This window comes from Komagataeibacter sp. NFXK3 (genome assembly GCF_054182245.1).
Genome location: NZ_JAPIVJ010000034.1, coordinates 1 through 10,013, shown reverse-complemented (window position 1 = coordinate 10,013; position 10,013 = coordinate 1). Strand labels below are relative to the sequence as shown.

Here is a 10,013-nt window from a genome sequence, read left to right as displayed (position 1 = left end):
GAAAAAAGGCATCGATCCGCTGGTCGCCATCGGACGGCCCTGCGCCCGCAGGCCTTATGACTTCCGGCCACCTCCTGAAGACAGGGAACCGCGCCGGATCACCGAACCCTGGCGGCTTGCCATGAAGGACAGGCTGGAAACTACAGAAGCCGGAGATATTTACAGACTACGAAAACAGACCGTGGAGCCGGTCTTTGGAATTATCAAAAGCATCATGGGGTTCAGAAGATTCAGTCTGCGCAGCCTTGCAAAAGTCACGACCGAATGGACACTCGTCGCTCTCGCATACAACTGCAAAAGAATGGCACGGCTTCACGCAGCATAAGCCGGGTCAGCCTCGGCGTTATCAGCCGCAAAATGCCCAACCCGACAGGCTGCTAGGGCGTCCCAAACAGACTATAGTCTGTTTAATACGGATTTAATTCGAATGGGAAAAATGGGGGGAGAACGGTCCATCGGGTATCCGACATGAAACATCGTAAGCCGACGTCCTCTCTAATTCTGGCACGCTGCATTATTGTCAAGCCAAGACGTGTGCTATCGGGCCTTGAGCCCCCACTCGCGGAGCAGGTGGTCTCTTCTTCGGCAATGCGTAAAGCCATCAAATGGTTGCCTTAATCGCCTGAGTGTCTATGCTGCACGGGGAGTAGTAATTTATGTTGTTAAGCACGAAGCGGGAGGAGCAGAGAGGAGCGGCTGAGAGTAGTCTACTTCACCTAATTGCGCGTTTTGAAGCGACGGGATCAGCGGTGGAGGTCAACTTCCGGCAACTCATGAGTTCGGATGGCAGCACGAATAAGAGCGCTCACGCGATCCATCCATATCCTGCGAAGCTACTCGTAAACATCCCACAGTTTTTCCTTGCCGCACTACCAACTGTGTCAGGCAGCGCGCTACTCGATCCGTTCTGCGGCTCTGGGACAGTTCTTTACGAAGGGATGCTGGCTGGCCTGCGTCCCATAGGCTCGGATTCCAATCCATTGGCGCGGCTAATCACCACGGCAAAGCTTACACCGTTGGATCGCGCGATCGCGCGACGACATCTAGACGAAGTTATGGCAGCCTATCCCTCAGCCTCTCCGAACATTCCGGATGTCGTAAATCGAGACTACTGGTTCTCGGAGAGAATCTCCGATTGTTTGGGACGGTTGAAGACGGCCATTCAGCGTAACGTGCCCGCGCCGTATCGGCCGGTGTTTGACGTCAGCTTCTCAGCAACGGCAAGGCGCGTCAGCTATGCGGATCCAAGGCTGTCGGTTCCAGTCAAGATTAACCCAGACCGAAGCGCGAGATACGGGGCGAAAGGTGACGAGGTCATTCGCCGCCTCGTGCGGTTGGGCGAGGTCGACGTGGGAGCGTTGTTCTGGAGCATCGCCAGCCAGAATATTCAGCGATGCCCCGAACTCGGACAACTATTTGCAGTCGACCGACCGGAGATTTTCTCCGATGCGCGGTCGCTCGGAGTCGCAGAAGCCTCGGTGGATCTCGCCATCACGTCACCGCCCTACGTTGGCGCCCAGAAATATGTGCGAGCATCCAGCTTGTCGCTCGGATGGCTCGGTCTGACTCCGGATTGCAAGCTGCGTCCCATCGAACGGCAGTCGATTGGACGTGAGCACCTCGCCGCTGACGAAGCGCTCACGTCTTCGGGGACGGGCATACCAGAGGCAGATGCCCTCTTGGAAGAGATTGTCGAGCGCAACCCGCTTCGTGCACGCATCGCACAGCGCTATCTGCTCGAGATGCGAGACGCTTTGTCTGAGCTTTCGCGCACAATGAAGCATGACGGCAACCTAGTCCTCGTGGTTGGCCCAAACCTCGTCGCCGGTCTAGAGTTTCCAACGCCGTTTTTCTTGCAACGGATCGCTGAGGGTCTTGGCTTCTCCACCAAGCTTCATCTTCTTGACTCGATAGCTTCGCGAGGTTTGATGACGAAGCGTAACCGTACTGCAGGTCTGATCCAGCAAGAGTCCGTTTTTCTCTTGAAGAGAGTGCGCACCGGTGCGTAAGGGGCCGCTTCATGATCTCATTGCTGACGAGTTGCAGGCGAAGATTAAGACACTGCACAGCTCGATCTGGGAGCGACGGGCAGACTGGCCCCAAGTGCTCGACTGGCTCGACCAGTTCGAAGAGCACGATGATCCCGACATCGATGAGCAACTTCAGGTGCTCCGGTTGCTCTCAAACTTCATGTATTTCGGGGTTAACGAGATCCGAGCCCTGCTCCGCTCTCTCTTTCGCGACACCTTCCGTCCGCAGATAGCTAAGGAGGTACGCTCAAAGTTGCATCCTTCGACCACGCTTACTACGGTCGCCAGCATGGTTGCCAGCGAGCTGCTGCACACACGATTCGTATCACTTGGCAACCCGTCTGAGAGTAGTGCACTCCTTCTATATTATTTCCGGCAAGAGAATACCTTACCAAAAAATCTCTTTATACACGGTTCGGATATATTCGATCTTTCAACCGCTGGATCTATTGGCGGCTTAAAAGTCCAAAATGCCGACATAACCCGCTACGTCTTCATCGACGATCTATGTGGCTCAGGACAACAAGGTAAAGAATACTCCGATCGGGTCGTTAAGCCGCTGAAGATCATCAGCCCAAAGGTGAAGGCCTATTATTATCCCGTTTTCGGGCTGTCCGACGGGATTGAACATTTACGCAAACACTCAGCGTTCGATGAGGTCTATCCCGTGGTCGAACTCGACTCTACGTTTCGAGCCTTTGCGACGGATTCTCGCCTCTACGTCGAGCCGAGCATCGCCCCGCTTCGGTTGCCGACGGAAGCCACCTGCCGTCGCTATGGGCGCAAGTTGGTGCCCGCGCATCCGTTGGGTTGGGACGATGGCCAGCTTTACATCGGCTTCGCGCATAATACACCGGACAATAGTCTGCCAATATTTTGGTCTGATCACACCGGCCCACAAACTTGGCGGCCGATCTTCCGCCGATACCCAAAGGTTTCATGGTGATGTCCGGCATGACACCAAGCAACCCGTTCAGCCTAACGAAGGCCAATGATCTGAGCGACGACCAGATACAAGAACTCTGGGTCGATATCGCTCCGGCCGACAGTCCGGATTCGTTGTTCGGTGCTGGTAGATTCGCATCGCCCATGCCAACGTTTATCTTGGGCAGCAAGGGTAGTGGCAAAACGCATCTCATGCGTTACGCCTCCTTCCCCTTACAGAAAAAACGGTTCGAAAGGGATAGGCGGACGCTCCTCGCCGGTGCCCAAGCTGACGGGTACGTGGGTATATACACTCTGTGCAGCGGGCTCGAGACTGGACGTTTCCAAGGCAAAGGCCAGTCCGAGGAAGCCTGGCTTGAGGTGTTCTCCTATTATCTTGAGCTTTCGCTAGGAATCGCGGCGCTTGCGGTGATAAACGATCTGCTGGGAAGTGGCATCCAAGATAACATCGAACCATTGCTATGTGCGGCGGTCTGCCAGCTTTTCGATTTCGATCAGCCTGCCGCCAGTAGCGTCGAGGCTTTGATTGACGAATTCGAGCGGCGTAGGCGCGAACTTGATTACCAAGTCAACAACGCCGCGTTTACGGGCAAGTTGGCTCCGAACGTCACAGCCAGCCGCGGAAGAATAATCTTTGGAATTCCCGAAGTCTTCCAAAATTGCTCTAGCGACCTAGGCGGATTCATCTTCGCATATCAGTTGGATGAACTGGAGAATCTGACCGAAGTCCAGCAGAAGCACGTGAACACGCTCGTGCGCGATCGCCGCGGACCGGCTACTCTCAAAATCGGTGCACGGCAGTTCGGGATCAAGACACACGAGACAATGAGCGCGGGTGAGGAGAACATCAGAGATTCCGAATTTGAGGAATTGCGGCTGGATCTCCGATTCCGGCGCAACGAGAAAACCTACAGAGAGCTGGTGACACGACTAGTCGAACGCCGGCTTCAGAACTTCTGGCCGCACTCGTCGACGGGACAGACCGGCCGGGCTCGTCGTCTCACGGACTGGTTTGAAGAGCCCAAGCGGGATCCCTTCGATCCTTTCTTCATGAAACTGGTCAAGGGTGCGCCGTCCTTGGAAAGACCGCATATGACCCATCTGCGAGAAGCAATGACGGCGAGGCTTTCAGGCGGTGGCGTAGGCGGGGTCCAAAGTGAGGCGGATATCCAAGCGATCATGAACGAAATCGTCGTTCCCGAGGCTCCTCTGCTTGAGAAGCTGAACACCTTCCTCATTTTCAACGCATGGGCGAAAGGCTTGAACCTCGTACAAGCGGCGACTTCAGTTAGATCTGACTGCGAGGCCTTCGTCAGTTCCAAGAGCGCCGGACGGTATCGGCAGAAGCTTGAGCACTATAAGTCGGACCTTATCGCCCAAATGTTTAGGGCTGCCTCGTTCAGATATAACTACGGCGGACTAGACGAGTTCACGCGCATGTCTGAGGGGCAGCCAAGGGCGCTGATCACGTTGTTGAAGCAGACTTTCGACTGGGCCTCCTTCCAAGGTGAACGCCCATTCGAGTCCGGTAGCATTAGTCTTGATGCGGAAAGCAAGGGCGCGCTCGCTGCAGCAGACTGGTTCTATAACAACATGAGGAAGGCCGGGGGCGATGGGCAGGCAATCCTCATCGCCGTCGACCGGCTGGCGGAGCTCTTTCGAATCAATAGGTTTGCGGACAATCCCATCGAATGCTCGCTCATCGGCTTTAGCGTGAGCGCTCGCGTTGGCTCCGAGACATCCCAGAGGAACCTGCGGCTCGCCCTTGACCACTCATTTCTTGTCGAGATTCTTGGGGGGCAGTCCGAGCGAAATTCCGAGCAGGTGACGGGCAAATTCCAACTCAACAGGATGCTAGTGCCTAAGTGGGGGCTAGCGACGGGCCGGAGGGGCATCAAGCCCCTGAGTGAGGTAGAGATGAACGCGATCTTCGATCCGGAGATGGTTGAGGCTTTCGATAGTGTGAAAGCTGACTGGGCAAGTCGGATGAACGCTCCATTTGATCGTGCACGCCGCGCGTCCAAGGATTTCGCTGACAGCGACGCTGACGATAGCCAGCGTGATCTTTTCGGCGACTGAACCCATGGCACACGACTACGGACTTTACCTGCGCCAGGAAATCTTCGGTGGCCGGGGGTGGCAGGCGACCGACACCTATGACCTATTCCTCTCCGCGTTCAATCTGGGTGAGCGAACCGTCGAGGTATACGAACACATCCAAGCAACCGAAAAAATTTGGCTGATTCATAAGGAATATGGTCTCTCTAGCGAGGAACTGCCAAGTGGTCAGAAGTTCGAATCCTCGATTCCGGACGAGGCGATTTACTGCAAGGATTTGATCGATAGTCTGCTTGCAAACGGCAAGTTGGACGTTGCACGCACACGGCTGTGCATAGACATTACCGGAATTCTCCGCCCCCATCTGATGTTCATCACTCTCTACTTGCAACGCCTTGGTGTTCGCGTCGTCGATATGCTGTACTCGGAACCTAAACACTACGCACTCAAGGAGAAGACGCCTTTCTCGACGGGATCTATTATCGAAGTGCGCCCTGTTCGAGGATTCGAGGGAGCTTCGAGTGTGCGCGGTGGTGAGGACTTTCTCGTGATCGGGATGGGATATGATGATCGTCTACTGGCCGCAGTCGCCGAAAACAAAGACAAAGCTGAGAAACATCAGGTATTTGGCCTCCCTTCGTTGAGGGCAGATATGTATCAGGAGAGCGTGTTGAGGTCGCGCCGAGCGGCTGACGAACTGGGGGACCCCAACTTTTCCGAGACGCACCGATCTTTCGCACCCGCCAACGACCCATTTGGAACAGCATCGGTGCTAGGCGAAATCATAGAGCAAAGACTAGCCCGACACCGCAGCACCAGCATAATGCTATGCCCGCTGGGTACGAAGGCACAAGCGCTTGGCTTTGCACTCTACCACATCTTTGAGGGCCCCCCGCTCGGCGCACGGATCGTTTTCCCTTTCAGCGAAGGATATTCCCCCAAGACGGGGACCGATCTGGCACGAGCCTGGCTTTATCGCGTCGAATTTGTATAGTGCTGTCGGGCAACGACCAAAAAAACTGGCCGAGAGAGACCATGATGCTCATGTCCGCTATGCGCAAAGCTGTTGATAAGCGGGCATGTCCGACTTGAGGCGTAAGCGGAAGGTCTGCTTATCTCAAGCGGCTCCTCCTGGGGGTAAGTAGCAGTGGAACAGAAAACCTGCATAGGGTTACGCTGCGTACGGCTATCGAATGAGAACCACCTCAACTCCGATTGCGTCCGCAATTTCAGCCCATGCCCGATCGGCCGTGACAGCGGGGAGCCCCATTTTCTTGGCTAGTGCCAGACAGGCGCGGTCTCCGTGACTGAGAGCCTGAATCAGAAAGCGGTTTGATTGATTTTTCGCAGAACTCTGCGGATATGGGCAATCATCAACCACGCGTGGGATGACGAGATTGTTGCCTCGACATCCTTCGTGAGGCGACGGCAACGTCCGAGCCATGCAAAGCTACGCTCCACGATCCAGCGTTTGGGCAGGACGACGAAGCCTTCGGCCCGATCGCTACGTTTGACGATCTCGATCGTCCATCGGCCGAGTTCAGCCAGCGCACCACGCAACTTCTCGCCAGCATATCCCCCGTCACCGATCAGATGGCGAAGCCAGGGAAACAATGAGCGTATCCTGACCGCTACCAGCGGCGCACCATCACGATCCTGAATGTCGGCGGGATGTACAACAGCCGCCACGACATGACCCAGCGTGTCGGTCGCGATATGTCGCTTGCGTCCCTTGATCTTCTTGCCCGCGTCATAACCGCGTGGGCCGCCATTTTCAGCGGTTTTAACCGACTGGCTGTCGATAATGCCCACTGAAGGCGTGGCGTCTCGCCCGTCCTGCTCACGCGACAGGATCACGAGAATATGGTTCATGGCTTCCCATCGTCCCTCGCGGATCCAACGGTAGAAATAGCCCTGCACGGTCGTGAAAGCGGGAAAGTTACGAGGCAATTGTCGCCACTGGCAACCCGTAGTGACGATATAGAGGATCGCCTCCATGACCCGGCGCAAATCCGTACGTCGTGGTCTCCCCAGTCGTTTCCTCTCGGGCATCAAAGGCGCAATCAGCGCCCACTCCGCATCGCGAAGGTCGCTTGCATACTCCAGGTCGTCCCTTTGATACTGCGCTCGGGTGATTTCAGTCCAGGCCATCTTGATCTCATCAGGTTATCGCAAACCCATGAATCATAACCCGCTGAAATCACTCAACTCATTTTCGGTCAGACACTGAGACCAACCCGCTTAGTCGCATCGCGCATCAATCCGGCCGCTAGAGCCAGATTGTGATCAAGGGGCCGCACGTCGAGGCGTAGAGCCGCGATAAGTTCGGATATTCCTTCGACTGGGACGCCTTTATCAACAGCTTTAGAAACGATCTCCTGCAGGTTGATCGCGGAGATGGCTGCATCGCGCAGCCAGTACCGAGCTTCTTCAGCTCCTTTTTCTTCGTTTAGGTCCGCAAAGACAGCGGATGTGTCGATGACGCAAATCGGCATCAGCGCTTCGCCTCATCGTCATGGCTGTCGAGCGCATTTTCAGCGCGTCGCTCAGCAATGACTTCGTCGGATATCGAGGTGCCGGCCGGGACATATTTTCGGAACAGTGCTCTGGCCCGATCAAGCGAGGCATCAGGCGTCATTAAGCGAACCTGCCCATCTACGATCTCCGCCATGAGCTGGCCGCCTTTTTCGACGCCGAGCGACTTACGCAAGCCAACCGGCAGAACAAGTCGACCATTCGGCATAACGTTGACACGAATCATGCAACTGATCTCCTGTTCAAAAAGGCTGCAACCTTGTTTTGGGTCATTTTCCGAGTTTAGGTCATTTTTATTGTTGGTGCCATAAAATTCGGGTGTCCGAAAACGATCGTTTTCGGACAGGGGGAGACCAATATGTCCGTAAATTACCTTTATAGGGTTCTGGACAAAGCTCACCTTCCGGACACCCTATTTAGACGGCAGCAAAAATTGCTCTCCTCCGTTTGATCCGATGCTGATTAGAAATCATAGACGGGCTATGCGTCTGAACTGTCGGTACCGTCCGAGCCATCATAAGGATAGACCTTGCCAACACCGTCTACAGCATGCGGTGCTTTCTCTTCTTGGAAGACGTCAGCGCTGCCGCTTAGCAAGGCAGAGCGTGAAATTCCCAATCTGCTCAGAACACAGATCGAATGCCTCCTAGAAATCGCCAATAGTCTAAAATTGTGAGGCAGCCGCATCGATTAACAGTTCTTCGGTACCTCGAATTGAATATTCCAGTACTCGTGAGCGGTTATCATAATTTTTTTTTGAATTACCTGTGAATAGCGGACGTCTGGTAGCGCCGATATGCCTATGGGGTAGGCGGGAACTCTAGCGACACTTTTTAGCTACCGAATTTGCGTAGGCTTTTGTGTTTTCGGAGATACTGGCGGTTTTGAAGGGTATAAGGTCAGGCCTGTTGAAGTTACGTCAGTTTTAGCATCCGGATAAACAGCTTGAGCCAATTTTAAATTATCGATGAACTTTGTTTTAAAATGGCCCATGCGAACAACTCCAGTTCCGAATTGAGCTTTAATGGCAAGCCAAGATATAGGAGTAGGGCGTTGTAGAACATGTAGTCGATAAGCCAACCAGCAGTAGATATCGAGAGCTTGCGAGTGTCCATTTAAAGATCTGATCGCAGCTTCTTCAATTGGGACAGGATGTCGAATGAGTTGTTCAAAAAATACTTCTGATAATTTTACACGTTCTAAAAACTGTGTTTTGTTTTGCTGATTATCTTCGAAAAACATTGCTGTATCGACAATGTTCTGATTGATGAGACCGCTAGAGTTCCCACCATGAAATTCGAAATTAATTCGGCATCTTGAGATTCGTTCGGCTTGTTCTCTAAGTGTCTGACCGAAAATGAGTTGAGTGATTTCAGTGGATTATGATTCATGGGTTTGCGATAACCTGATGAGATCAAGATGGCCTGGACTGAAATCACCCGCGCGCAGTATCGCCGGGACGACCTGGAGTATGCAAGCGACCTTCGCGATGCGGAGTGGGCGCTGATTGCGCCTTTGATGCCCGAGAAGAAACGACTGGGGAGACCACGACGTACGGATTTGCGCCGGGTCATGGAGGCGATCCTCTATATCGTCACTACGGGTTGCCAGTGGCGACAATTGCCTCGTCATTTTCCCGCCTTCACGACCGTGCAGGGCTATTTCTACCGTTGGATCCGCGAGGGACGATGGGAAGCGATAAACCATATTCTCGTGATCCTGTCGCGTGAGCAGGACGGGCGAGACGCCACGCCTTCGGTAGGCATTATTGACAGCCAGTCGGTTAAAACTGCTGAAAACGGCGGTCCACGCGGTTATGACGCGGGCAAGAAGATCAGGGGCCGCAAGCGGCATATCACGACCGATACGCTGGGTCATGTCGTGGCAGCCGTCGTGCATCCCGCCGACATTCAGGATCGTGATGGCGCGCCGCTGGTAGCGACCAGAATACGCTCATTGTTTCCCTGGCTTCGCCATCTGATCGGTGACGGCGGGTATGCCGGCGAGAAGTTGCGTGGTGCGCTGGCTGAACTCGGCCGATGGACGATCGAGATCGTCAAGCGTAGCGATCGGGCCGAAGGCTTCGTCGTCCTGCCCAAACGCTGGATCGTGGAGCGCAGCTTTGCATGGCTCGGACGCTGCCGTCGCCTCACGAAGGATGTCGAGGCAACAATCTCGTCATCCCACGCGTGGTTGATGATTGCCCATATCCGCAGAGTTCTGCGAAAAATCAATCAAACCGCTTTCTGATTCAGGCTCTAACGTCAGCGATGGATTTTCCGCCCTGTGGAATGCCCATTCGCTTGAGCCAATCTCTTAGAGCCTGATCCGAAAGTTTTTGAACAATACCAGCCTGTTGTGATTCATCCGTCTTTACGAAGAGATGGAGTGAATGGTGACATGGACTGGTATTGCCCGACGTGAACATAGCCGGGAAGGACTGCG

The 10,013-nt window shown here is 54.3% G+C and carries 11 protein-coding genes; 6 read left to right on the top strand and 5 right to left on the bottom strand.

Annotated elements, in window-relative coordinates; translation table 11 throughout:
• From OQZ28_RS16505 to OQZ28_RS16485, 5 genes are all read left to right on the top strand, one after another.
• A partial coding sequence (locus OQZ28_RS16505) for a transposase (RefSeq protein WP_458136660.1) occupies nucleotides 1-325 on the top strand: 325 nt, incomplete at its 5' end.
• A 424-nt stretch (nucleotides 326-749) separates the two neighbouring features.
• A complete protein-coding gene (locus OQZ28_RS16500) occupies nucleotides 750-2,009 on the top strand; it encodes a TRM11 family methyltransferase (protein ID WP_156953891.1) in 1,260 nt (419 codons plus the stop codon).
• Nucleotides 2,002-2,976, top strand: a complete 975-nt coding sequence (locus OQZ28_RS16495; protein WP_034932019.1) for a phosphoribosyltransferase-like protein — start codon at nucleotides 2,002-2,004, stop codon at nucleotides 2,974-2,976. The genes OQZ28_RS16500 and OQZ28_RS16495 overlap by 8 nt, the downstream gene beginning before the upstream one ends.
• Nucleotides 2,934-5,054, top strand: a complete 2,121-nt coding sequence (locus tag OQZ28_RS16490; RefSeq protein WP_152927750.1) for an ORC-CDC6 family AAA ATPase — start codon at nucleotides 2,934-2,936, stop codon at nucleotides 5,052-5,054. Before OQZ28_RS16495 ends, OQZ28_RS16490 begins: the two co-directional genes overlap by 43 nt.
• 4 nt (nucleotides 5,055-5,058) lie before the next feature.
• Nucleotides 5,059-6,027 (top strand): hypothetical protein, encoded by a 969-nt coding sequence (locus OQZ28_RS16485; RefSeq protein ID WP_034932022.1) that lies wholly within the window; start codon nucleotides 5,059-5,061, stop codon nucleotides 6,025-6,027.
• A gap of 326 nt (nucleotides 6,028-6,353) precedes the next feature.
• Here the strand turns inward: OQZ28_RS16485 and OQZ28_RS16480 are convergent, their stop codons facing one another.
• The 4 genes from OQZ28_RS16480 to OQZ28_RS16465 form a co-directional block, all read right to left on the bottom strand.
• Complete coding sequence (locus OQZ28_RS16480; protein ID WP_034927665.1) at nucleotides 6,354-7,184, bottom strand: IS5 family transposase; 831 nt, start codon at nucleotides 7,182-7,184, stop codon at nucleotides 6,354-6,356.
• Nucleotides 7,185-7,252: 68 nt separating this feature from the next.
• A complete protein-coding gene (locus OQZ28_RS16475; protein ID WP_458136659.1) occupies nucleotides 7,253-7,528 on the bottom strand; it encodes a PIN domain-containing protein in 276 nt (91 codons plus the stop codon).
• Nucleotides 7,528-7,968: an AbrB/MazE/SpoVT family DNA-binding domain-containing protein gene (locus OQZ28_RS16470; RefSeq protein ID WP_458136658.1), complete on the bottom strand. Its 441-nt coding sequence runs from the start codon at nucleotides 7,966-7,968 to the stop codon at nucleotides 7,528-7,530. The genes OQZ28_RS16475 and OQZ28_RS16470 overlap by 1 nt, the downstream gene beginning before the upstream one ends.
• Nucleotides 7,969-8,405: 437 nt before the next feature.
• Nucleotides 8,406-8,927, bottom strand: a complete 522-nt coding sequence (locus tag OQZ28_RS16465) for a replication protein RepA (protein WP_458136661.1) — start codon at nucleotides 8,925-8,927, stop codon at nucleotides 8,406-8,408.
• A gap of 60 nt (nucleotides 8,928-8,987) precedes the next feature.
• On the opposite strand from OQZ28_RS16465, the gene OQZ28_RS16460 reads away from it, so the two are divergent.
• Nucleotides 8,988-9,818, top strand: a complete 831-nt coding sequence (locus OQZ28_RS16460; protein ID WP_035366909.1) for an IS5-like element IS1032 family transposase — start codon at nucleotides 8,988-8,990, stop codon at nucleotides 9,816-9,818.
• Nucleotide 9,819: 1 nt separating this feature from the next.
• Here OQZ28_RS16460 and OQZ28_RS16455 read toward each other — a convergent pair.
• Nucleotides 9,820-10,013 (bottom strand): hypothetical protein (locus OQZ28_RS16455; RefSeq protein WP_458136657.1); only part of this gene is annotated, 194 nt, incomplete at its 5' end.

What these genes read in the sequence shown, in the direction of transcription:
- OQZ28_RS16475 (WP_458136659.1), bottom strand. Translation starts at nt 7,528, where the DNA reads ATGCCGATTTGCGTCATCGACACATCCGCTGTCTTTGCGGACCTAAAC.
- OQZ28_RS16485 (WP_034932022.1), top strand. Translation starts at nt 5,059, where the DNA reads ATGGCACACGACTACGGACTTTACCTGCGCCAGGAAATCTTCGGTGGC.
- OQZ28_RS16480 (WP_034927665.1), bottom strand. Translation starts at nt 7,184, where the DNA reads ATGGCCTGGACTGAAATCACCCGAGCGCAGTATCAAAGGGACGACCTG.
- OQZ28_RS16460 (WP_035366909.1), top strand. Translation starts at nt 8,988, where the DNA reads ATGGCCTGGACTGAAATCACCCGCGCGCAGTATCGCCGGGACGACCTG.